Here is a 22086-nt window from a genome sequence, read left to right as displayed (position 1 = left end):
GGCTGGCTTTCAGCGCTGTCCCGGCTGGTCCGGCTGGTCCGGCTGGTCCGGCTGGTCCGGCTGGTCCACAGTGTCGGCCGGGCGGCTTGATCACGTGAACGGGCGTTGCCGGCATGCGCGATCGCTCGATCTTCGCGTCGTGGGGCGACTACCCCAGATCGGCGTTGGGCTTGAGGATGCGCACCGTCTCGTAATAGGTGAAGGCCAGGACGTTGCATGGCGGCTGGGCGGCCAGCCGATGACTGTCGCACTCGCGGCGCAGATCGGCGCGGAACATCTCGTCGAGCCGAACCCGGTGCTCGTCGAGGGTGCCGGCGGCCCGGTAGTTGCGGTACCCGAAGTCGTGGTGACTGCATGCCGGCCCGAAGTTGAAGCCGAACGGGTTCTCCGGCGCGTGACTGCACTTGTCGGTGGACCAGTCGAAGTCGTACGCCGCCCAGGCCTTCCGGTCACGCCGTGCCGCGTTCCACGCCGCGGTGCTGGCCGCGGTCGGCTGCGTCCAGCGCAGCAGCAGCGTCGCCTTGTCGACCGTTGTGGCGCCGGCCGGTTGACCGGTGAGTACGATCCCCCCGGCCAGAAGAACCGCGATCTGAAGGAGAACTGCTCGGTAACCCATCGGGCCTCCGATGACGTCCTACGAGTGTGATCTCCAGCTTGACCGTTAGGGTGAGGGCGTGCGGGCGGTTTCATGATTCATCTACCGATGGTCCGGCAGGGGCCGCTGAGGGCTCTGGCCGTCCGGCTTGCGATGGCGTGCACCCTGGTCCTCCTCGCGGTAGCGGTGATCTATGCCGACCGCGAGGGCTACCGTGACGTCAACGAGGACGGTCTGACCCTCCTCGACTGCTTCTACTACGCCGTGGTCTCCCTCTCCACCACCGGCTACGGCGACATCACCCCGGCGACACAGAGCGCCCGCCTGGTGAACGTCCTGCTCATCACGCCCGCCCGGGTGCTCTTCCTGATCATCCTGGTCGGCACCACGCTGGAGGTGCTGACCGACCAGTACCGCAAGGGCCTTCGGGTCAGCCGGTGGAGGCGAAAGTTGAAGGACCACGTGATCATCTGCGGTTACGGCACGAAGGGCCGGGCCGCTGTCGCCGCGCTGCTGGAGACCGGATACGACAAGTCCCGCATCGTGATCGTGGAGAACCGCGAGGCGGGGGTACGGCAGGCGCAGGCGAGCGGTTTCGTCGTGATCGAGGGGGACGCGACCCGGTCGGCGGTGCTGAACGACGCGGACGTGAAGAACTGCAAGTCGGTCATCATCGCGACGGACCGCGACGAGGCGTCCGTCCTGATCACTCTGACCGTCCGCCAGTTGACCGCCGGCCAGGTTCGGATCATCGCGGCGGTCCGCGAGCAGGAGAACGCCGCCCTGCTGAAGCAGAGCGGCGCGCACCACGTGATCGTGTCGTCCTCGACGGCCGGCCGGCTGCTCGGCCTGACCACCACCGCCCCGCCGCTGATCGACGTGGTGGAGGACCTGCTCACCCCGGGCCAGGGCATGGCGCTGGCGATGCGGTCCGCCGAGCGTGCCGAGGTCGGCCAGAACCCGCGTCAGCTGCCGACCCTGGTGGTGGCGCTGATCCGCCGCGGCAAGGTGCTGCCGCTCGGTGGCGAGCAGGCCGTCACGATCGAGACCGGCGACCTGCTCGTCTACATCCGCGACGACGAGGGTGTCGCCAGCGGGGTGACCGTCTAGAGGATCGTCCAGGTGTCGCCGGCGTTCAGAAGGTCATTGAACATCTCCTCGGGAGTGCCGGTGGACTGGGCCTGCGCGTCCAGCACCTGCTTGCGGACGATCTCGTCGTAGGACGGGCGCTGGACGTTCCGGAAGACGCCGATCGGGGTGGTGGTCAGTTCCGATCCGGAGAGCCGGGACAGCGCGAACGCGTAGGCCGGGTCGTCGACGGTGGCGTCGTGGACGATGGCGTTCCCGCCCTCCTGCACCTTCAGGCCGAAGCTGCCCTCCGGGTGGACCACCGAGAAGCGGCCGAACGTGATCGGCTGACCCTGTTCGAGCCGGATCAGGTGTTCGTCGCGGGTGGCGGCGTCCTTGATCAGGTCGAACGCCCCGTCGTTGAAGATGTTGCAGTTCTGGTAGATCTCGACGAACGCGGAGCCCTCGTGCTCGGCGGCGGCGCGCAGCACCGACTGCAGGTGCTTGCGGTCCGAGTCGATGGTCCGGGCCACGAACGTCGCCTCGGCGCCGAGCGCGAGTGAGAGCGGGTTGAACGGCGAGTCCGCCGAGCCGGCCGGGGTCGACTTGGTGATCTTGCCGATTTCCGAGGTCGGTGAGTACTGTCCCTTGGTGAGGCCGTAGATCCGGTTGTTGAAGAGCAGGATCTTCAGGTTCACGTTGCGGCGCAGCGCGTGGATCAGGTGGTTGCCGCCGATCGAGAGCGCGTCGCCGTCACCGGTGACCACCCAGACGCTCAGGTCCGGGCGGGAGGTGGAGAGGCCGGTCGCGATCGCCGGCGCGCGGCCGTGGATCGAGTGCATCCCGTAGGTGTTCATGTAGTACGGGAAGCGGGACGAGCAGCCGATCCCGGAGACGAACACGATGTTCTCGCGGGGGATGCCCAGCTCCGGCATGAAGCCCTGCACGGCCGCCAGGATCGCGTAGTCCCCGCAACCCGGGCACCAGCGGACCTCCTGGTCGGTCTTGAAGTCCTTGGCGGTCAGTGTCACCGCAACCGGCTCAGCCATTCTTGACCACGTCCTCCAGCATGCTCTCCAGGGTGGCGGCGGTGAACGGAAGACCGTTGATCTGGTTGAACGGGACGGCGTCGACCAGGTACTTCGACCGGATCACCGCGGCCAGCTGACCGAGGTTCATCTCGGGGACCACGACTCTGTCGTACCCCTGAAGCACTTCGCCCAGATTCGCCGGCAGCGGCGAGAGGTGGCGCAGGTGCGCTTGGGCGATGGGCAGCCCGCGCTGGCGCAGCGCGCGGCAGGCGGCCCCGATCGGGCCGTAGGTGGAACCCCATCCGAGTACGAGCACCCGCGCGTTCTCCTCGGGGTCCTCGACGTCGACGTCCGGCACCGGGATGGCGTCGATGCGGGCCTGCCGGATCCGGACCATGTGCTCGTGGTTCGCCGGGTCGTAGGAGATGTCGCCGGTCTTGTCGGCTTTCTCCAGGCCGCCGATGCGGTGCTCGAGTCCTGGTGTACCGGGAATCGCCCATGGTCGGGCCAGCGTCTCAGGATCCCGGAGGTACGGCAGGAATCGCCCGTCCGGCGAGTTCGGCGACATGGTGAAGTCCACCGACAGGTCGGGCAGTTCGTCCACCGACGGCAGCATCCACGGCTCCGACCCGTTCGCCACGTAGTTGTCGGAGAGCAGGATGACCGGGGTGCGGTAGGTCAGCGCGATCCGTGCCGCCTCGAGGGCCGCGTGGAAGCAGTCCGACGGTGATTTCGGCGCGATCACCGCGAGCGGCGCCTCGCCGTGCCGGCCGAACAGCGCCATGTTCAGATCGGCCTGCTCGGTCTTGGTCGGCATGCCGGTGGACGGGCCGGCGCGCTGCACATCGACGATCACCAGCGGCAGCTCCAGGGCGATCGCGAGCGAGATGGTCTCGCCCTTGAGCGCCACACCGGGCCCGGACGTGGTGGTCACACCGAGGGCTCCGCCGTACGACGCGCCGAGCGCCGCCCCGATCGCGGCGATCTCGTCCTCGGCCTGGACCGTGGTGACGCCGAACCGCTTGTGCTTGGAGAGCTCGTGCAGGATGTCCGAGGCCGGGGTGATCGGATAGGCGCCGAGGAAGAGCGGAAGTTTCGACCGCACGGCGGACGCCACCAGGCCGAGCGCGAGCGCCTGGTTTCCGGTGATGTTCCGGTATGTGCCGGGGCGCATCCGGGCGGGTTTCACCTCGTACCGCACGGAGAAGGCCTCGGTGGTCTCGCCGTAGTTCCAGCCGGCCTGGAAGGCGGTCTTGTTCGCCGCGACCAGATCGGGCCGTTTCGCGAACTTGCGCTCCAGGAACCGCAGCGTGGACTCGAAGGGTCGCGAGTACATCCAGCTGAGCAGGCCGAGCGCGAACATGTTCTTGGCGCGCTCGGCGTCTTTCTTCGCGACGCCGGAATCGGCCAGCGCGCCGATCGTCATCGAGGTGAGCGGGACCGGGTGGACCGCGAACTCCTGGAGCGACCCGTCCTCGAGCGGACTGACCGGGTAACCCACCTTCGCGAGGTTCCGCCTGGTGAACTCGTCGGTGTTCACGATGATGTCGGCGCCGGGCGGTAGCTCGGAGAGGTTGGCCTTGAGCGCGGCCGGGTTCATCGCGACCAGCACGTTCGGCGCGTCGCCCGGAGTCAGGATGTCGTAGTCGGCGAAATGGACCTGAAAGCTGGAGACGCCGGGGAGCGTGCCGGCCGGCGCGCGGATCTCGGCGGGGAAGTTGGGAAGGGTCGAGATGTCGTTGCCGAGCTGAGCGGTTTCCGACGTGAAACGGTCACCGGTGAGCTGCATTCCGTCGCCGGAGTCACCGGCGAATCGGATCACAACACGGTCCAGCTGCTCGACTCGCTTCGCGGGAGCGGCCACGGTCAACCTCCATAGGACGCGGTCCGGCGGCTTAAGTCTGTCGATGAGCCGGCCCGCACTTCGTCACTTCCACACTACGTCGCCGCTCCTTACGAAGCGGCCGCGGACCGTTGCCCACGGTAGCGGTGCGAGCAAAGTTCCAGCCAGCAATGTCCACCATGCGGCACGTAATTTGCGACCCCGCTTCGGCTAGGCTCCCCGTTCGTGGACGGATATCTCGGTTCGTACGCCACGTTGGGCCTGATGCTCGCCGCCGGAGTCCTGCTGTTCGTGGCCGCGTTCGGGGCGAACCGGTTGCTGCGGCCGGCGAATCCGGCCGAGCCGCTGGGCAAGCGGATCGCGTATGAGAGCGGCATCGACCCGGTCGGCGGCGACTGGGCGCAGGCGCAGATCCGGTACTACGTCTACGCGTACCTTTATGTGCTTTTTGCGGTTGAAGCCGTATTTCTCTTTCCGTGGGCGGTGATCTTCGATCGCCCGGAGTTCGGCGGCGCCGCGATCGCCGAGATGGGCGTCTTCGTCGGCGTGCTCGCGCTGGGCATCCTCTACGCGTGGCGCAAGCGGATCCTGACCTGGACCTGAGCCTCCGCCGTACGGCCGAGGCCGTCACCGACCGGGTGGCGGGCTCGCCACCGGAAAGCCGACATGTCAACATCGTGCGCATGGGTCAGCTTCTGCTCTTCATCGTCGTGGCGCTGGTGGTCGCGACGATCGTCTTCGGCGTGACGGTTCTGCTGAGCGGGGGCGACTCCGGGCTGACTCCGGTCGAGCCCGACGGGCGTGCGGTGCCGCTGCCCAGCGACCGGCCGCTCGGCGAGCCCGACATCGCCGGCACCCGGTTCGACACGGTGTTCCGTGGTTACCGGATGAACCAGGTGGACCAGGCGCTGCAGCGCGCGGCGTACGACATCGGTTACAAGGGCGAGCTGATCGGCGTGCTGGAGGCCGAGGTGGCCGCGCTCCGCGACGGCCGGATGGAGGACGCCGACGCGCTGCGCCGGGCCCGGGAGGCCTCCGCCGCCCCGGCGGTGCCGCCCGCCGAGCTCGCGGCCGGCGTCGGGTCCGCCCCGCACACCGACCTGATCAGCAGCGACGACCCGATCGACGAGGTCGCCGGCCTGCCGCCGCACGAGCACGAGAGTCACGAGCAGCGCGAGAAGCGCGAGGAGAAGGCAGAGCCGGCGAAGACCGACGACGCGCCGGCGGAGAGCCGATGACCGGTCCGGAGGCAGGCCCATCCGGCGGTCTCGGCGACGCGGCGAAACCGGGCATCGGCGAGTTCACCGCCACGGTCATCGTCAACGCGCCCGCCCCCACGGTCTTCGCCGCGTTCATGACCTGGGAGAAACAGTCCGAGTGGATCCCGTTCACCCGGGTCCGGGTGGTCGAGGGTGACGGCGGGGAGGGCAGCCTGGTCGAGGCGGTCACCGCGCTGGGCCCGGCGGTGATCCGGGACGAGCTGCGCGTGGTGAAGGTGAACGCCCCGTTCGAGGTCCGGGTGGTGCACTGCGGCAAGGTGCTGCGCGGCCCCGGCTCGATGCGCTGCACCGCGATGTCCGGCGACCGGACCCAGGTGGTGCTGCACGAGTGGTTCCACCTGCCCACCGGCGCGGCCGGGAAGGTCGCCTGGCCGGTGCTCTGGCCCGGCTCCAAGATCGGCTTCACCGGGATGCTGAAGAAGTTCGGCCGCCTCGTCGAGCAGGGCCGCATCCCATGACCGACCTGGTCATCGGCGACGACGGGCGGGCCCGGTGCTTCTGGGGCGGCAGCACGCCCGACTACGCGGCGTACCACGACACCGAGTGGGGCAAGCCGCTCCGCGGTGACGACGCGCTCTTCGAGCGGCTCACCCTGGAGGCCTTCCAGTCCGGGCTCGCGTGGATCACCATCCTGCGCAAGCGGCAGGCGTTCCGGGCCGCCTTCGACGACTTCTCGATCGCCAAGGTCGCGGCGTACTCGGAGGCCGACGCGACCCGGCTGATGGCCGACGCCGGCATCGTCCGCAACCGGATGAAGATCGACGCCGCGCTGCACAACGCGCGGGTCGCCGCCGACCTGCCGGACGGTCTTTCCGCCCTGCTCTGGTCGTTCGCCCCGGCGGCCCGTCCCCGGCCGGCCACGCGCGCCGAGGTTCCGGCCGTCACACCGGAGTCCACCGCGCTCGCCAAGGATCTGAAGAAGCGGGGCTTCAAGTTCGTCGGACCCACCACCGCGTACGCGTTGATGCAGGCCACCGGCATGGTGGACGACCACCTGACGGGCTGTTGGGTCCCACCGCTCACTGCCTGAGACGCCGCGTGATGAGATGGACCGTATGGCGCAGTGGTCAGTGATCATCCCGGACGAGCAGTGGGCGACCGAGCGGTTGTTCCAGCACGATGTCGTGACGGTGGCGAGCGGTCCGACCGAGGCCGCAGCCGGTGACGAGGTGCTGCTGGTCGCCGAGGACCACGTCGTGGCGCTTGCCCGGGTGGAGAAATCGGACAGCGGCGACCTGGTGCTCGGCTACCTGCGGCGGGCGTTCGACGAGCCGGTTCCGGCCGAGGAGCTGGCCGCCGACGGCCCGGTGACCGCGATCGGCGAGGAGCTGTTCCGGCGGCTGTCCGGCCGGCTCACGCCCCCGGCGGACAAGAAGTCGTGGCTGGTCAGCGTGGCGATGCCGATCGAGGCGGTCACCCCGGCCGAGGCCGTGCGCCAGTTCTGGTCGCACGTCGCCGAGCTGGGCCCGCAGGAGCTGCCGACCTATGTCTGGCCCTCCGGCGACGAGCTCGCGATGCAGGCGTTCGTGCTGGGCGTCGAGGCGAACCAGGACCCTGAGGAAGAGGACGAGGACGAGGAAGAGGCGTGACCCGGTCCCGGCGGCCGCAGCCGCCGGGACCGGACCTCACCGGCCGTGGTAGACCGGCTTCTGCTTCTTCAGGAAGGCGCTGACCGCCTCCCGGTGGTCCTCGGTGGCGCCGCAGATCGACTGGGCCTGAGCCTCGGCCGCGAGGGCGTCGGAGAGCGTGCCGGCATCGCCGATGGAGAGCTCCCGCTTGATCGCGCCGTACGCCACGGTCGGACCGGCCGCAAGGCGCGCAGCGAGCTCCTGAGCGGCCGGCAGCACCTGCTCGTCGTCGTCCTTGAGCTGTGTCAGCATCCCGATCCGGGACGCCTCCTCGGCCCGCACCGGCTGGGCCAGCAGCAGCAGCTCCACCGCCTTGGCGTGCCCGACGATGCGTGGCAGCGACCAGGAGATGCCGCTGTCGCCGGCGAGGCCGACGTTGGCGAACGCCATCAGGAACTTGGTCGACGGGCCGCCGATCCGGAAGTCGGCGAGCAGGGCGAGCGACGCGCCGGCGCCGGCCGCCATGCCGCGGACCGCCGCGACGACCGGCTTCGGCATGTTCGCGAGGCGCTGGGCGATCGGGTTGTAGTGCACCTGAACCGTGTTCAGGTCGGTCGACCCGGCCTCCAGCAGCGCCGCGTGCTCCTTGAGGTCCTGGCCGCCGCAGAACGCCGCGCCGGCGCCGGCGAGGACGATCGCGCGGACCGACCTGTCGCTCTCCAGCTGGGCGAGGGTGTCCCGCAACGCCTCCTTGAGGTCGACGGTGAACGAGTTCATCGACTCGGGGCGGTTCAGGGTGAGCGTTACGACGGCGTCGGTGCGGTCGACGAGGAGCGAGTCGGTCATGTGTCTGAGAATCCCATACGGGCACCACGTGTGGCCGATTGCAAGCAACGTTCGACATATCGATCGGCGGCCGGCCGCAGGCGTGACGCGTGCTTGTCGAAGAAGCCGGCTGCCCGGACGCCCGGCCACCCCGGGGGCAGGAGCGAGGACGGCAGCTGCGGGTCCTGGAAGAGGAACGACCGCCACGCGTGCACCAGCTGGAACCGGGCCGCGTAAGCCTCCTCATCGGAGCTACGCGCCGTGACCGCCTTGACGACAGGCTGTAGCGACTCCATGAACTCCTGGTAAGACCGTCCGATCTGCCCGAGATCCCAGGCCCGCCGCACGAGATCCGAGCCGGACGTGTGGCTCGCGCTGAACCGTTCGTACCCCGCTCCGGCCTCGGCCAGCGTGGCCTCCAGCTCGTCCGAGGCGCGCGCGGCCACCCAGACCTGGTCGCTGAGCGGCCCGTAGCCCAGATAGGAGAGCCGGGCCGCGTCCCGGCGGGCCAGCGGCGGATCGTGCAGGAGAATCATGTCGAACCGCCCGTCCCAGCCGCCGCGACCGGTTCGGTACACCCGGCTGGCCGCGTCGTCGAGCCGCCGCGCCGCCTTCGGAGTGAGCAGATAACCCGGTCCGGACGCGAGACGCAGCGGATGAAGCCAGCCTTGTCGCACCATTCGCGACACTGCTGTACGGACCGCTGGGGCCGCGATGTCGAGCGGAGCGAGCAGCCGCACGAGGGCCGCGACCGGGGCCCGGGAGCCACGGGCGCGCAGGTAATCGCCGTACAGGTCGAAGAGTGCGGACCGCGCCTGCATGACCGCACATTGTGACAGCCCAAAAGACGATATGCTAGACGCTGTCACATCCGCCTGGGCTGGGTTTGGGTTCGCCGGTGTTCATCAGGGAAAATGTTTGATCGGCACGGTGGGCCGCAACGCGTGAACACGTGAAACGGCCTGAGCGGGCCGCCGATCGGAAACGAGCACCGCGTCGCGTGGGGCTGAGCACGTGACGTGGCTGCTGGCATTCCAGGAGCAACTGGCTGTGGGGCAACCCACCGACCCTGACGTAGGTCTGAGGGGAGACAAGATGGCGGCGATGAAGCCGCGGACGGGCGATGGTCCGCTGGAGGTCACCAAAGAGGGTCGTGGCATCGTCATGCGCGTCCCGCTGGAAGGTGGTGGCCGTCTCGTCGTTGAGATGACTCCGGACGAGGCCAACGCGCTGGGTGACGCGTTGAAGTCGATCGCCGGCTGACGTTTCACGCGAGCCCGCCGGTACGGTACCGCCCGTACCGGCGGGCTTTCCACGTCTTACGGAAAGGTCATCCTCCCGTGTTCGCAATCCGCTTGACCGAGGCTTCCGACGATGCGGCCACCAGGGTCGTCCCGATCGGCCCGGACGGCTCCTCGCCCGCCGGTGAGCTCGACGCCGAGGTGCACGCGCTGATCAAGCAGACCGACGGCGCCGGCGAGACCGGCCGGATCACCGTGCTGCCGCGGCCACTGAGCCGCCCGGCGCGGGTGCTGCTCGCCGGGACCGGCGACGGCGACGAGGCCGGCTGGCGTGCCGCCGGCGCGGCCGCGATCCGCGCCGCCGGTGACGACGAGGTCCTCGAGGTGCTGCTGCCGGCCTCCGCCGGGGAGGCGGCCCTGCGCGGCCTCGCCGAGGGCCTCTGGCTGGGCGGCTACCGCTATCGCGACGCGCCGAAGGCGCCCCGATCCGGCGAGGTGCGGATCGTCGCGGCACATTCCCCGGGGTACGCGGAGACGCTCACCCGGGCACAGACCACCGCCGCCGCCACCTGGCTGGCGCGGGACCTGACGAACACACCGTCCTCGGTGAAGAACCCGGAGTGGTTCGCCGAGCAGATCGTCGCGGCCGCCGCGGAGCGCCCCGGCATGACCGTGACCGTCCGGGCCGGCGACGAGCTGTCCCGGTTCGGCGGCCTGCTCGCGGTCGGTGGCGGCTCGGTGTCGCCGCCCCGGTTCGTCGAGCTCTCCTGGAACCCGCCCGGCGCGACCACCCACGTGGTGCTGGTCGGCAAGGGCATCACGTTCGACACCGGCGGCATCTCGATCAAGCCGCGCGACGGCATGAAGCTGATGAAGAAGGACATGGGCGGCGCGGCCGCGGTGGTGGCCGCCACGCTGGGCGCCGCAGACCTCAACCTTCCGGTACGGGTCACCGCGCTCACCCCGCTCGCGGAGAACGCGATAAGCGGCTCGGCGTTCCGTCCCGGTGACGTGATCACCCACTACGACGGCACGACAAGCGAGAACCTGAACTCCGACGCCGAGGGCCGGATCGTGCTGGCGGACGCGCTGGCGTACGCGTCCGAGCAGCTCGCCCCCGACCTGGTGCTCAACCTGGCGACCCTGACCGGCGCGAACGCGGTCGCGCTCGGCAAGCGAACGGCGGCCCTTTACAGCCCCGACGACGAGCTGGCCGCCGCGCTGGCCGAGGCCGGCGCCGCGGCGGGGGAGCGGATGTGGCGGCTGCCGCTCGTCGAGGACTACGCGGAGAACCTGCGCAGCGACATCGCCGACCGGGTCAGCGCGCCGGGCGGCCCGGGTTCGGTGATGGCCGCCCTGTTCCTGCGCGACTTCTTCGGCGGCACCCGCTGGGCTCACCTGGACATGTCCGCCCCGAGCTGGTCGGAGAGCGACGACGCCGACCTGTCCAAGGGCGCCACCGGCTGGGGCGCGCGGACGCTCCTGCGGTTCCTGTCAGCTCCGCTTGACGGCCGTCAGAAGCCCGGCGCCTGACGGGATCACGGCCGGGATCCAATCCTCGGACTCCCGGATCGCCTTCACCGTCTCGCGGATCGTCAGGGTGTCGACGTCACGGGCGGCCGGGTCGCTGATCCGGCCGTTCGCGTGGGCGCCGTTGACGATCAGCACCCCGCCCGGCCGCAGCAGCCGCAGCGCGGCCTCGGTGCAGGCGGCGAACTCGGTCGTGTCGGCGTCCACGAAGATCAGGTCGTAGGCGCCGTCGGCGAGCCGGGGCAGCACGTCCAGCGCGCGCCCGCTGATGATCCGGGTGCGGGACGGCGCGAAGCCGGCCTCCTGGAAGACCCGCCGGGCGATCCGCTGGTGTTCGTGCTCCACGTCGATGGTGGTCAGGACCCCGTCGGGACGCATCCCTCGCAGGAGCCAGACGCCGCTCACCCCCGTACCCGTGCCGATCTCGACGACCGCCTTGGCGCTGCCCGCGGCAGCCAGGAGGCGCAGCACGGACCCCGCGCCGGGCGAGACGCACGGCAGTCCGAGCTCGTGGGCCAGGGCGCGCGCGGTCTGCTGGACCGGGTCCTCGGTGGCGTATGTCTCGGCGAACGGCGTTGATTGCGGCGCCGGCTGACCGAATGAACGGGCGGGACCGATGATGACGAACCTCCGGACGGGCAAGTGGTGACACGCGTGGCCCGGCCACGCACATCGGATAAGAGACTAGAGCGAGCATCAGGGGTGATGCACCGCGCCGTCGATGGATAAACCGCCCATGGCGCTCGGCAGCGCGACAGGTGGGCGTTCGGTGGCAAGGTGGTACCCGGCGTTTCCGTGTCATCCTGGGAGTGCTGCGCCGGCGGACTGAGAGTGGAGGCACCGACGTGACCGACGGCTGGAACTGGCGCCGGCCATCGGGGCCTGCCGCCCCGGGGGCACCCGATCCCGCCTCGCCGTGGTGGTCCGATGCTCCGGCCGACCCGTGGCGCGACCCCTACGCGCCCGCGGCGGTCCACATCGGCACGGCGCCGACCGGCGAGGTCCCGCAGCCCGAGGTCGTTCCGGACCCCGACGCGCCACGCCGCGGTCTCGGTCCGATTCTCGCGATCTGCCTGGTCACCGCCCTGTTGGCGGGTGGTCTCGGCGGCACGCTCGGCTTCGTCTTCGCGGTCCGCGGCGGCTATGCGACGAACGGCGGCACACAGATCGGCGCGACCGCGCAGCCGGTGCCCGAGTCGATGCAGCGGGCGCCGGAGACGCTCGCCGGCGTGGCCGAGCGGGTGCTGCCGAGCGTCGTGACGGTCCGCGTCACAGGCGCGATCGGGTCCGGTTTCGTGGTCTCCGAGGACGGCTACGTGATCACCAACGACCACGTGGTGGAGGGCGCGAACGACACCATGTCGGTCGCCTTCAGCGACGGCTCCACGGCCTCGGCCGAGGTGGTCGGCCGCGATCCGGAATCGGACATCGCAGTGATCAAAGTCGCAAAGTCCGGACTCGCCCCGGTGGCCCTCGGCGACTCCGACGCGATCGCCGTCGGCGACCCGGTGCTCGCCTTCGGCTCCCCGCTGGCTCTGGTCAACACGGTCACCTCGGGCATCGTGAGCGCGCTGGACCGGCCGATCGAGGCCGGCGAGGCGGGCGGCGCCACGCGCTACTACGCGGCGATCCAGACCGACGCCGCGGTGAACCAGGGCAACTCCGGCGGCCCGCTGGTCAACGCGGCCGGCCAGGTGATCGGGGTGAACTCGGTGATCCGCTCGGTCGGCGGCACCGACACCGAGGCCGGCAACATCGGCCTCGCCTTCGCCATCCCGATCAACCAGGCGAAACGCGTGGCGCAGGACATCATCGACACCGGCAAGGCCCGGCGTACGGTGATCGGCGCCGAAGTGGTGACCGGGGAGACCGCGGGCGGCGCCCGGCTGCGCAGTGTCGAGCCGGCCGGCCCGGCCGCGTCGGCGGGTCTGAAGAGCGGCGACGTGCTCACCAAGATCGACGGTCACGTGCTGGAGGACGGCACCGACCTGATCGCCCTGGTCCGGAAGTACGCTCCCGGCGCGACGGTCCCGGTGGAGTACCGCCGGGGCACCAAGTCCGCGTCGGCCTCGGTGACCCTCGCCGCAGACACCAACTGACGTCACGGGCGGACTGCCAACTCACAGCGTGCGTGCGTAGGCTTGGGCCGGGACGCCTGGGAGGCCGGAGCTGTGTTCGAGAATCTGAACTGGTGGGAGATCGGCGCGCTGCTGATGCTGGCGCTTCTGATCTTCGGGGAGCGACTGCCCAAGGTGATCGGCGACGGGCTGCGGATGGTGCGTGGCCTGCGGTCGATGGCGCAGAACGCGACGTCGGACCTGAGTCGTGAGCTCGGCACCGACATCCAGCTGGAGGACCTGCACCCGAAGGCGTTCATCCGCAAGCACATCCTCAGCGAGGACGAGGAGGCGTCGCTGCGCAAGCCGCTGCAGACGCTCTTCGACGACGTGAAGCAGGACCTGAACGGCGTCAAGACGGAGCTGAGCGACGTGGCAGCCGCAGCCGACATCAAGAGCGCGGCCCCGGCGAAAAGCACTGCGCCGGCCGAGACTCCCCGACCGGCGCAGCGTTACGACCTGGATGCCACGTAGCCGGCTGGCTCCGCTTCGCTCCGCGAGCGATCGCCTTATACCCGGTGAGAAGCCAGGCGATTTCCCGCCACCCGCAAACCCCGCGGGCGTCGGGAAATCACGTGGCTTCTCACCGGCGGCGATCGCTAGCGCTTCGTGGTGACCGAGAGGCCCAAGGGCTTGCCGACCAGGGACTCGCGGCGGACGGCGAGCTTGTCGGCGACGGCGTCCAGGGCCTTCGCGGCCGGCGCCTCGGGCTCGGCGAGCACGATCGGGGTGCCGGCGTCGCCGGCCTCACGGACCCGGGTGTCCAGCGGGATCTGACCCAGCAGCGGCACCCGCGCGCCGACGGTCTTGGTGAGCGACTCGGCGACGGTCGCGCCGCCGCCCGCGCCGAAGACCTCCATGCGTGAGGAGTCCGGCAGCTCCAGCCAGGACATGTTCTCCACGACGCCGACCAGGCGCTGGTGGGTCTGCAGCGCGATCGCGCCGGCCCGCTCGGCCACCTCGGCGGCGGCGGTCTGCGGGGTGGTGACGACCAGGATCTCCGCGTTCGGCAGGAGCTGGGCCAGCGAGATCGCCACGTCACCGGTGCCCGGCGGCAGGTCGAGCAGCAGCACGTCCAGGTCGCCCCAGTAGACGTCGGCGAGGAACTGCTGCAGCGCGCGGTGCAGCATCGGGCCGCGCCACACCACGGCGGCGTTGCCGGCCGTGAACATGCCGATGGAGATCACCTTCACGCCGTGCGACTGCGGCGGCATGATCATTTCCTCGACGCGGGTGGGCTTGTTCTCCACGCCGAGCATCCGCGGCACCGAGTGGCCGTAGATGTCCGCGTCGACCACGCCGACCGAGAGGCCCCGCTTGGCGAGCGCCGCCGCCAGGTTCACGGTCACGCTCGACTTGCCGACGCCACCCTTGCCGCTGGCCACCGCGTACACCCTCGTGCGGGAGCCGGGCTGAGCGAACGGAATGACCGGTTCCGCGGATTCGCCACCACCGCGCAGCGTGGTCTGCAGCGCCTTGCGCTGTTCCTCGTTCATCACCCCGAAGTTGATCTCAACCCGGTCGATGCTCGGGATCGCGGTGAGGGCGGCGGTGATGTCGGTGGTCAGCTTGTCCCGCAGGGGGCAGCCGGCGACGGTGAGCAGCAGATCGACCTTGACGAGGCCATCGCTGACGGTGAAACCGGAAACCATGCCGAGGTCGGTGATCGGGCGGCGGATCTCGGGGTCGTCAACGGTCGCCAATGCGGCCTGAATGGCGTCCTCGAGCGTCGATGCAGGTGCGGACATGTTTGCCATGCTACGTCGAGCCTCAGGGCCGCTCCTCGTCCCACTCGGCTCGGGCCCGCTTCTCCCGCCGCAGTGCCGCTTCGTCCAGTTCGTCGGCGAGGCGGCTCAGCTCGTTGCGGAGGAAATCCCTGGTGGCGACGTCGCCGAGCGCGATCCGCAGCGCGGCGATCTCCCGGGTGAGGTATTCCGTGTCGGCCTTCTGCATCGCGGCCCGGCGCCGATCCTCCTCCATCGACAGGCGATCACGGTCGGATTGCCGGTTCTGCGCCAGGAGGATCAGCGGCGCCGCATAGGACGCCTGCAAAGACAAGATCAAGGTCAGGAACGTGAAGGTGTACGGGTCGAAGCGCAGACGTTCCGGAGCGAGCGTGTTCCAGGCGAACCAGGCGGCGATCACCACCGTCATGTAGACGATGAACTTCGCCGTGCCCATGTACCGGGCGATCCCCTCCGACCAGCGGCCGAACGCCTCCGGGTCGAATTTCGGCAGCTGTACCCGGCCCGGCTCCCGTGGCTGATCCAGCCGATCCCGACGCGACTCGCTCATGCCATCGTCTCCGCTTCGCTCCGACGCCGGCATGAGTTCAACACTGAGCCCGATGATTCGCTCGCAAGCTCGCTCATGCCGTCGTCTCCGCTTCGCTCCGACGCCGGCATGAGTTCAACACTGAGCCCGATGATTCGCTCGCAAGCTCGCTCATGCTTCCACCTGCTCGTCGTCGTCGTGGGCGTCGCGATCACGCCAGTCCCGGGGCAGCGAATGGTCCAGCACGTCGTCGACCGTGACCGCCCCGAGCAGCCGGTGCGCCGAGTCGACCACCGGCATGGCGATCAGGTCGTACGTCGCCATCCGCCGGGTGATCTCGGTCAGCCCCGTGTCGGTGCGCAGTGGGTCGATGCCGCTGTCCACCAGTCCGCCCACGATCGAGGCGGGCGGCTCCCGGAGTAGCCGCTGGAAGTGCACCATCCCGAGGTACTTGCCGGTCGGCGTGGCGCTCGGCGCCCGCGCGACGAAGACCTGCGCGGCGACGACCGGGTGCAGCTCGGGCATCCGGATCCGGGCCAGGGCCTCGGCGACCGTGGTGTCCGGGGTGAGGATCACCGGCTCCGAGGTCATCACGCTGCCCGCGGTGCCGGGGCGGTAGTTCATCAGCTGCCGGACCGGCGCCGCCTCCTCCGGCTCCATCAGGTCGAGCAGCACCATCTGCTCCGCTTTCGGCAGCTCGGCGAGCAGGTCAGCGGCGTCGTCCGGGTCCATCCGCTCCAGCACGTCGGCGGCGCGTTCCCGGTCCAGCCGGGCCAGGATCTCCACCTGGTCGTGCTCCGGCAGCTCCTCCAGCACGTCGGCCAGCTTGCGGTCGCTCAGCGCGGCCGCCACCTCGTTGCGCCGCGCGTCCGGCAGGTCCTGCAGGGCGTTCGCCATGTCGGCCGGGCGCATCTGTTCCAGCAGCGCCAGCAGGTTCGAGGTGCCCTGCATGTCGGCCGGGCCGACCAGGCCACGCACCCGCTCGTAGTCCGCCTGGTAGACGTGCCCGCGCCGGGCCAGCCGGCCGGTGTGCTCGCGCACCGCCACCCGGGTGACCAGCCATTCGGTGTTCCGGTTCAGCTCCATGGCGATGTCCACCACGATCCCGGTGTGGTCCGGGCCCTCGCCGTGCTCGGGAACCACCGTGATCCGCCGGTCCAGCAGGTCCTCGAGCGCCAGCAGCTCGTTCGGCCGCTTCTCGAACCGGCGCAGGTTCAAGGTGCCGGTGCTGAGCACGACCGACTCGGCATCCATGCTGGTGACCCGCCCGATCGGCAGGAAGATGCGGCGGCGCAGCGCCATCTCGGCGACCAGCCCGACGATCTGCGGCGGCCGGTTCGTGGTGCGCAGCCGGACGACCGCGTCACGTACCCGGCCGACCCGATCGCCGTTGGGGTCGAACACCGGCAAACCGGCGAGGCGAGCCAGATAAACCCTCGTCCCCATGGTCACGCCCTCAGATTAGGATAGGTTCCGGACATGTCCACCGTGGCGTACGAGATCGTCGACGTGTTCACCGACCGGCCCTACGCCGGCAATCCGCTCGCGGTGGTCCACGGCGCCGAGGGCCTTGCCCCCGACCAGATGCTCACGCTCGCACGCGAGTTCAACCTGGCGGAGACGGTTTTCGTACTTCCCCCGGCAGCGCCCGGCGCAACCTACCGAGTGCGCATCTTCACCACCGAGACCGAGCTGCCTTTCGCCGGTCATCCGAGCGTAGGCGCTGCGGTCACCCTGATGCGCCGCGGCGACTTCCCGCCCGGCGACGTGGTCCAGGAGTGCGGCGCCGGCCTGCTGCCGGTCTCGGTGACCGCGGCCGGCTCGGCGACGCTCACCGGCGGCACGCCCACCCTCGGCGATCCACTCGAACCGGCGCCCCTGCTGGAGGCCGTCGGCCTTTCGGCCGCGGACCTTGCGCCCGCTGCCCCACGTTCCGCCGGGTGCGGCCTGCCATGGACATTCCTTCCGGTACGCCGGGAAGCGCTCGCCCGGGCAGCCCTGAACCCGATGGTGGCCGGGACGCACGGGGTGACCGGGCTGACCGTCTTCTCCTGGTCGCAGCCGTCGTCGCCGGAGCCGTCGTCGCCGGCTTCCGTGGCGGAGGCGCACGCCCGGGTGTTCGTGCCGGGCGAAGCGGTCTGGGAGGACCCGGCAACGGGCTCGGCGGCCCTGGGGCTCGGGGTGTGGCTGGTGGCGACGGGTTGGCTCCCGGGCGAGGGGACGTCGTCCTACCGGGTCCACCAGGGCCACGAGATCAGGCGCCCGTCCCTGCTGGAGTGCACGGTGACGGCGACCGGCGGAACAGCCACCTCAGCAACGGTGACGGGTCACGTGGTCCCGATCGCCAGAGGCGAGATAGCCGTCCCGCCCTTCGTCGGCTGACTCTTCCCACAGCCGCCCGCACCCCACCCCGGCGCGGAGCGGTGTGGCTGACGGGTCAGCGTTTGCGGACCCGGTGGAGGCGGAACGGGCGTTTCGTCTCCACTCGCGCCGGCGTCTCCCGTGGCGGCTCCGCCCCCGCCTCCGCGGGCAACCCGGGCCCGGTCACCGCGCTCTCGGGGACGGGCGTCACCCGTACCAGAACGCAGTTTGTCTTTGCCCACCGCGCGACCAGCTCATCCGCCGAACCGGAAGCGTTGAGGCGTTTGGCGGCCAGCGCGGGTGCGATCTCGTTCCACTCGTCGCTGCCCGGCGTCAGCCTGGTCACGGTGGCGTCGGTGGCCACGATCAGGCCGCCGTGGTCGCCGCGGAGCCGGACCGTCGCCTGCTGCGCCTCGGCGAGCCCGGGGGCGAACTGCTCGCCCGGGCCGCTGACGACGACGATCGAGCTCTCGGCGGGCATGCACCACAGGGCGTATGCCGGGCCGTCGCCCACCGAGATCCAGGCGATCGCCGCTTTCTTGATCGCCTCGTCGAGCACGCCAGTGGTCACTTCGCCATCCTGTCAGACGGCCATCGCCGGGGTGTGCCGCAGCAGGGCGAGCACGTCGGTGAGGGAGCGCACGGTCCGGCCGGCGAAGTTGGTGTCGGCGTCGAAGACCAGGTGGCTCGCCAGGTCGGGCGCGGCCAGCCGGACCGGTGTCATGCCGACGGCCGCGGCGCCGGTGAGTTCGTGGCTGCCGCCGTCGCCGACGTAGAGGCAGTCGGACGGCGCCACGCCCAACCGATCACAGGCGGCCAGGTAGATCTCCGGGTCCGGTTTGCAGACGCCGAGCTCGACCGAGTAGATCTGAGCATCCAACAGCGGCGCCACCGGGAGGCCGGGCAGGAAGGCGGGTAGTTCGTGGGTGCAGTCGCTGATCACCGCGGTGCGTACGCCTCGGCCGCGGATGGCGGTGAGCGCGCTGACCGCATCCGATCGGAGCTGGGTGTCGGCGCGCAGCGCGTCGATCCGGGCCGGCATGGCGGCGCGGATGGCGCCGGGGCGTGGCCGGCCACCGGCCTGTTCGATCACCCAGCGGAGCGTGGCCTCCGCCGAGCCGTAGCGTCCGCAGGCGCGGGCCCGGAAGGTGCGGTTGAGGACGCCGGTGACGGCCTCCGGGTCGGCACCGAGCGACCGGGCGATGTCAGCGTGCTGGGGTCCGCGCTGGACAGAACGGGTCAAGGTGCCGAAGAAGTCGAACACGACCGCACGGTACGCGGACATGTAAATCGGCCTCCCGGTCATCGAGGAAAGAAAACGGCTGAAGAACCGTCGGTGACTGTAGCCACTCCGTCACTGTCCGCCAATAGGAATGTGCAACTTGCGCACTACGTCTCTGCAAGAAGCGACGGCCGGGGATGAATATGCGCTCACCGCGTCAAGACGACGCTCCGGCGATCCGTACCCATGGGGTGCCGATCCCGCCGCCCACCACCGTTCTGGCGCTGGTCGTGGCGATCCTGGCGGTCTCCTCGTCGGGGCCGCTGATCGCGTTCGCCGCGGCCCCCGCGATAGCCATCGCGTTCTGGCGCAACGCGCTCGCGACGGTGGTCCTCACGCCCGTCGCGCTGACGTCCCGGCGGGCCGAGGTGTCCGCGATCGTTCGCGGCGCCCGACGGCGTGACGGCCTCTTCTGCGTGCTCGCCGGAGTCGCCCTCGCCGTCCACTTCGCGACCTGGATGCCGGCCGTCCAGCTGGGCTCGGTCGCCACGGCCACCGCGCTCGTCGCCACCCAGCCGGTCTGGCAGGGCCTGATCGCGGCCGCGCAGGGGCGGCGACCGTCCGCGGCCGGCTGGCTCGGCATCGGGCTCGCGGTCTCCGGCGCGGCCTGGGCGACCGGCGCAGACCTGGGCGTTTCCGGTCAGGCGGTGCTGGCCGACGTGCTCGCGCTGCTGGGCGCGATGGCGGCGTCCGTCTACACCGCGCTGGGCGAGCGGGCCCGGTCGGCGTTGAGCACCACCACGTACACCTGGATCTGTTATGGCACGTGCGCGGCGATCCTGCTGGTGGTCTGCCTGGTGGCCGGAGTGGATCTCAGGGGCTACGACACCGGGACCTGGGCCGCGATCCTGGCGCTGGTGGTGGGCGCGCAGCTGCTCGGGCATTCGATGTTCAACTACGCCCTGCAGCACACGTCGGCAACCGCGGTGAGCGTGCTGATCCTGCTGGAGGTGCCGGGTGCGGCCCTGATCGCCTGGTGGTGGCTGGGCCAGCAGCCGAGCACGCATTCGCTGCCGGGTCTGGCGCTGCTGCTGGCCGGCGTGGCGGTGGTCATTCTCGGCGCCGCGCGTGCCGGCCGGTCGACCCCGGCGCCATCCTGACCATCCCTTTAGCGGCTATTCGGTGATAAAGCACGTCCTCAAGCCCAAAATTCCGATTGGGTACGGGTTCAAGCCGTCACCAAGAGCCCCGTGCCGCTCGTTGTCCAGCAATCGGGGCGGGCCGGATGCCGAGGGGGTGCGATGCGTCGCGATCGGATCGCCGGGCTGCTCATCGCCGCGGCCCTGGTCCTGACCGCGCCCGGCTGCGGCGCGTTCGACGCCCTCGACGGGCTGGGCGGTATCGGCCGCGCGGACCGGCCGGACCGCACCGGCCCGCTCGGCGGCTGGAACACCGCCGGGTGCGCGTTCGCCCGGTCGCCGCGGCACACCGTCGTGGCGGGGAACGTCCGGACGCCGTTCACCCCGCCCCGGCTCGCCGCCGCCATGGAACGCATCGACAGCGGCGGCCGGGAACGCTTCCCGCAGCGCTACTCGGGCATCGAGATCGACCAGAAGCGGGTGCGGGCCGTCGTCTACCGGGTACCGTCCGCCGGTTTCGACGACTTCGTCCGGCGCAGCGCCGAGGACAGTTGCATCGTGGTCCGGGACTCCGCGCACGCCGTCGCCGAACTCACCGGCTGGAACGACCGGATCATCGCCGACCTCCACTACTGGGAGGGGCAGGGAGTGCGCATCGTCACTGTCGGCAGTCGCCACGACGGCGCCGGCGTGGAAATCGGCACACCGGATATTGATCAGGCTCGTCGCCTGCTGCCCGCCCGGTACGGCGTCGCGGCCCCGCTCGTCCTCGTCGAGGAAGGCCCGGTCACGCCCCTGACCAGGAGTCGGCCGAGCGCGCCCGGATCCGGCGGCTGACCGTCGAGGGCTGTCGGAAAAGTGTCAGCGGTGCCAGGTCCGGGACGGTCCCCTCGTACGCCACGGTGACGTAATGTTTGCCCCGGCTTGCGGGAGCGGGCAGGATCGCCGCATGGTCTTCGACGCTCGTTCCGCCGGGGGCAGTCCGTCCCGGCGTGACGCCACCCGCCCCGCAGATGGCCGTCCACCCCGTTCCGGCGCTCCCGGATCCGACCCCGAACGGACCGCCGAACCGGACATGATGGAAATCGTGGAAGCGGAGATCGAAGAGACCGGCGAAGCCCCGGTCACCATGCGCCTGGACGGGAAGGTCGCGCTGGTCACCGGCGCCGGAAGCCCGGACGGCATCGGGTACGCGACGGCCCGTCGCCTGCGCAACCTGGGTGCCCGTGTCGCGATCGTGTCCACCACCCGGCGCATTCACGAGCGGGCCACCGAGCTCGGCGTGACCGGTTTCGTGGCGGACCTGACCGATGAGTCCGAGGTCGGGGCGCTCGCCGACGCGATCGCTGACCAGCTCGGTGACGTCGAGGTGCTGGTGAACAACGCGGGGCTGGCGAGCCGTACCAGCCCGGAGGTCCTGCGACCGGTCGCGCAGCTGACGCTCGACGAGTGGAAGGCCGAAATCGATCGGAACCTGAGCACCGCGTTCCTGTGCAGCCGCGCGTTCGTCAGCGGCATGGCGGAACGCGGCTGGGGCCGGATCGTCAACCTGGCCGCCACCGCGGGCCCGGTCAACGCGCTTCCGACCGAGGCGGCGTACGCGGCGGCGAAGGCAGGCGTGGTCGGCCTGACCCGCGCCCTCGCGATGGAGCTGGTCGCCGACGGCGTCAACGTGAACTGCGTGGCACCCGGCACGATCTACACCGCCGCCTCCACGGTCACCGAGATCAAACAGGGTTTGGGTACGCCGATCGGCCGTCCCGGCACCCCGGACGAGGTGGCTGCCGCCGTGGCGTTCCTCTGCTCGCCGGCAGCCTCCTACATCACCGGCCAGATGCTGGTCGTGGACGGCGGCAACAGCGTCCGAGAGGCCCAGTTCCGCTAGCCACCACCCCGCCGCCTGGGCGTGCGGAGTTGAGGCGCAAACCGCACCCGACTCCCACACGCAGTCCTGGTGCGGCTTCTGTGCGTGGAGTTAGGGTGCGAGAGTGC

General features: G+C 70.5%; 25 protein-coding genes. 14 read left to right on the top strand and 11 right to left on the bottom strand.

Annotated features, from left to right (window positions below; translation table 11 throughout):
* Positions 1 to 148: 148 nt before the first annotated feature.
* A complete protein-coding gene (locus AMIS_RS37370; RefSeq protein WP_014447678.1) occupies positions 149 to 616 on the bottom strand; it encodes a phospholipase in 468 nt (155 codons plus the stop codon).
* Positions 617 to 688: 72 nt separating this feature from the next.
* Here AMIS_RS37370 and AMIS_RS37365 point away from each other — a divergent pair, with 72 nt between their 5' ends.
* Positions 689 to 1705, top strand: coding sequence for a potassium channel family protein (locus AMIS_RS37365; RefSeq protein ID WP_041830305.1), 1017 nt, complete (start codon positions 689 to 691; stop codon positions 1703 to 1705).
* Here AMIS_RS37365 and AMIS_RS37360 read toward each other — a convergent pair.
* Together AMIS_RS37360 and AMIS_RS37355 are read right to left on the bottom strand one after the other, a co-directional pair.
* Positions 1702 to 2712 carry a 2-oxoacid:ferredoxin oxidoreductase subunit beta gene (locus AMIS_RS37360; protein ID WP_014447676.1) on the bottom strand — a complete coding sequence of 337 codons (1011 nt, stop codon included), beginning with the start codon at positions 2710 to 2712 and terminating at the stop codon, positions 1702 to 1704. The genes AMIS_RS37365 and AMIS_RS37360 overlap by 4 nt on opposite strands.
* Positions 2705 to 4558: a 2-oxoacid:acceptor oxidoreductase subunit alpha gene (locus tag AMIS_RS37355; RefSeq protein WP_014447675.1), complete on the bottom strand. Its 1854-nt coding sequence runs from the start codon at positions 4556 to 4558 to the stop codon at positions 2705 to 2707. The genes AMIS_RS37360 and AMIS_RS37355 overlap by 8 nt, the downstream gene beginning before the upstream one ends.
* Positions 4559 to 4762: 204 nt before the next feature.
* On the opposite strand from AMIS_RS37355, the gene ndhC reads away from it, so the two are divergent.
* The 5 genes from ndhC to AMIS_RS37330 are packed head-to-tail and all read left to right on the top strand — an operon-like array spanning position 4763 to position 7406.
* Positions 4763 to 5140 carry an NADH-quinone oxidoreductase subunit A gene (ndhC, locus tag AMIS_RS37350; protein WP_014447674.1) on the top strand — a complete coding sequence of 126 codons (378 nt, stop codon included), beginning with the start codon at positions 4763 to 4765 and terminating at the stop codon, positions 5138 to 5140.
* The gene (locus AMIS_RS42125; protein ID WP_386932979.1) at positions 5110 to 5775 is read left to right on the top strand and encodes a DivIVA domain-containing protein; all 666 of its coding nucleotides are present in this window, start codon (positions 5110 to 5112) and stop codon (positions 5773 to 5775) included. The genes ndhC and AMIS_RS42125 overlap by 31 nt, the downstream gene beginning before the upstream one ends.
* A complete protein-coding gene (locus AMIS_RS37340; RefSeq protein WP_014447672.1) occupies positions 5772 to 6275 on the top strand; it encodes an SRPBCC family protein in 504 nt (167 codons plus the stop codon). Before AMIS_RS42125 ends, AMIS_RS37340 begins: the two co-directional genes overlap by 4 nt.
* Positions 6272 to 6847, top strand: a complete 576-nt coding sequence (locus AMIS_RS37335; RefSeq protein ID WP_014447671.1) for a DNA-3-methyladenine glycosylase I — start codon at positions 6272 to 6274, stop codon at positions 6845 to 6847. Before AMIS_RS37340 ends, AMIS_RS37335 begins: the two co-directional genes overlap by 4 nt.
* A gap of 25 nt (positions 6848 to 6872) precedes the next feature.
* Positions 6873 to 7406: a hypothetical protein gene (locus AMIS_RS37330; RefSeq protein ID WP_041830304.1), complete on the top strand. Its 534-nt coding sequence runs from the start codon at positions 6873 to 6875 to the stop codon at positions 7404 to 7406.
* Positions 7407 to 7442: 36 nt separating this feature from the next.
* On the opposite strand, the gene AMIS_RS37325 is transcribed toward AMIS_RS37330, so the two are convergent.
* Positions 7443 to 8231 (bottom strand): enoyl-CoA hydratase-related protein, encoded by a 789-nt coding sequence (locus AMIS_RS37325; RefSeq protein ID WP_014447669.1) that lies wholly within the window; start codon positions 8229 to 8231, stop codon positions 7443 to 7445.
* On the bottom strand, positions 8228 to 9031 hold the full coding sequence (locus AMIS_RS37320; protein ID WP_014447668.1) for a PaaX family transcriptional regulator: 804 nt from the start codon (positions 9029 to 9031) through the stop codon (positions 8228 to 8230). The genes AMIS_RS37325 and AMIS_RS37320 overlap by 4 nt, the downstream gene beginning before the upstream one ends.
* A gap of 274 nt (positions 9032 to 9305) precedes the next feature.
* Between AMIS_RS37320 and AMIS_RS41385 the strand changes: the two genes are divergently transcribed.
* Together AMIS_RS41385 and AMIS_RS37315 are read left to right on the top strand one after the other, a co-directional pair.
* Positions 9306 to 9473 (top strand): DUF3117 domain-containing protein, encoded by a 168-nt coding sequence (locus AMIS_RS41385; RefSeq protein WP_014447667.1) that lies wholly within the window; start codon positions 9306 to 9308, stop codon positions 9471 to 9473.
* Positions 9474 to 9550: 77 nt separating this feature from the next.
* Positions 9551 to 10984 (top strand): leucyl aminopeptidase family protein, encoded by a 1434-nt coding sequence (locus tag AMIS_RS37315; protein WP_014447666.1) that lies wholly within the window; start codon positions 9551 to 9553, stop codon positions 10982 to 10984.
* Here the strand turns inward: AMIS_RS37315 and AMIS_RS37310 are convergent.
* Positions 10946 to 11500: an O-methyltransferase gene (locus tag AMIS_RS37310; protein ID WP_041831653.1), complete on the bottom strand. Its 555-nt coding sequence runs from the start codon at positions 11498 to 11500 to the stop codon at positions 10946 to 10948. The genes AMIS_RS37315 and AMIS_RS37310 overlap by 39 nt on opposite strands.
* A gap of 326 nt (positions 11501 to 11826) precedes the next feature.
* On the opposite strand from AMIS_RS37310, the gene AMIS_RS37305 reads away from it, so the two are divergent.
* Both AMIS_RS37305 and AMIS_RS37300 read left to right on the top strand, forming a co-directional pair.
* Positions 11827 to 13080, top strand: a complete 1254-nt coding sequence (locus tag AMIS_RS37305) for a S1C family serine protease (protein ID WP_014447664.1) — start codon at positions 11827 to 11829, stop codon at positions 13078 to 13080.
* 72 nt (positions 13081 to 13152) lie between these two features.
* On the top strand, positions 13153 to 13572 hold the full coding sequence (locus AMIS_RS37300; RefSeq protein WP_014447663.1) for a Sec-independent protein translocase family protein: 420 nt from the start codon (positions 13153 to 13155) through the stop codon (positions 13570 to 13572).
* Between the two features lie 125 nt (positions 13573 to 13697).
* On the opposite strand, the gene AMIS_RS37295 is transcribed toward AMIS_RS37300, so the two are convergent.
* From AMIS_RS37295 to AMIS_RS37285, 3 genes are all read right to left on the bottom strand, one after another.
* On the bottom strand, positions 13698 to 14846 hold the full coding sequence (locus AMIS_RS37295) for an Mrp/NBP35 family ATP-binding protein (protein WP_041830303.1): 1149 nt from the start codon (positions 14844 to 14846) through the stop codon (positions 13698 to 13700).
* A 22-nt stretch (positions 14847 to 14868) separates the two neighbouring features.
* The gene (locus tag AMIS_RS37290) at positions 14869 to 15393 is read right to left on the bottom strand and encodes a DUF1003 domain-containing protein (RefSeq protein ID WP_014447661.1); all 525 of its coding nucleotides are present in this window, start codon (positions 15391 to 15393) and stop codon (positions 14869 to 14871) included.
* Positions 15394 to 15543: 150 nt separating this feature from the next.
* On the bottom strand, positions 15544 to 16824 hold the full coding sequence (locus tag AMIS_RS37285) for a magnesium transporter MgtE N-terminal domain-containing protein (protein WP_041830302.1): 1281 nt from the start codon (positions 16822 to 16824) through the stop codon (positions 15544 to 15546).
* Between the two features lie 27 nt (positions 16825 to 16851).
* Between AMIS_RS37285 and AMIS_RS37280 the strand changes: the two genes are divergently transcribed.
* Positions 16852 to 17754 (top strand): PhzF family phenazine biosynthesis protein, encoded by a 903-nt coding sequence (locus AMIS_RS37280; protein WP_014447659.1) that lies wholly within the window; start codon positions 16852 to 16854, stop codon positions 17752 to 17754.
* 55 nt (positions 17755 to 17809) lie between these two features.
* On the opposite strand, the gene AMIS_RS37275 is transcribed toward AMIS_RS37280, so the two are convergent.
* Together AMIS_RS37275 and AMIS_RS37270 are read right to left on the bottom strand one after the other, a co-directional pair.
* Complete coding sequence (locus AMIS_RS37275; RefSeq protein WP_014447658.1) at positions 17810 to 18304, bottom strand: hypothetical protein; 495 nt, start codon at positions 18302 to 18304, stop codon at positions 17810 to 17812.
* A 12-nt stretch (positions 18305 to 18316) separates the two neighbouring features.
* Positions 18317 to 19018 (bottom strand): HAD family hydrolase, encoded by a 702-nt coding sequence (locus AMIS_RS37270; RefSeq protein ID WP_014447657.1) that lies wholly within the window; start codon positions 19016 to 19018, stop codon positions 18317 to 18319.
* 140 nt (positions 19019 to 19158) lie between these two features.
* Here AMIS_RS37270 and AMIS_RS37265 point away from each other — a divergent pair, with 140 nt between their 5' ends.
* The 3 genes from AMIS_RS37265 to AMIS_RS37255 all read left to right on the top strand — a co-directional run bounded on the left by AMIS_RS37265 (position 19159) and on the right by AMIS_RS37255 (position 21979).
* Complete coding sequence (locus AMIS_RS37265; protein WP_051042293.1) at positions 19159 to 20115, top strand: DMT family transporter; 957 nt, start codon at positions 19159 to 19161, stop codon at positions 20113 to 20115.
* A gap of 141 nt (positions 20116 to 20256) precedes the next feature.
* Positions 20257 to 20931 (top strand): hypothetical protein, encoded by a 675-nt coding sequence (locus tag AMIS_RS37260; protein ID WP_014447655.1) that lies wholly within the window; start codon positions 20257 to 20259, stop codon positions 20929 to 20931.
* Between the two features lie 112 nt (positions 20932 to 21043).
* Positions 21044 to 21979 (top strand): SDR family NAD(P)-dependent oxidoreductase, encoded by a 936-nt coding sequence (locus AMIS_RS37255; protein WP_041830301.1) that lies wholly within the window; start codon positions 21044 to 21046, stop codon positions 21977 to 21979.
* Positions 21980 to 22086: the final 107 nt, after the last annotated feature.

Origin of the sequence: Actinoplanes missouriensis 431 (genome assembly GCF_000284295.1) — a bacterium.
Lineage (GTDB): Bacteria > Actinomycetota > Actinomycetes > Mycobacteriales > Micromonosporaceae > Actinoplanes > Actinoplanes missouriensis.
This window is presented reverse-complemented; position numbering and strand designations above follow the sequence as displayed.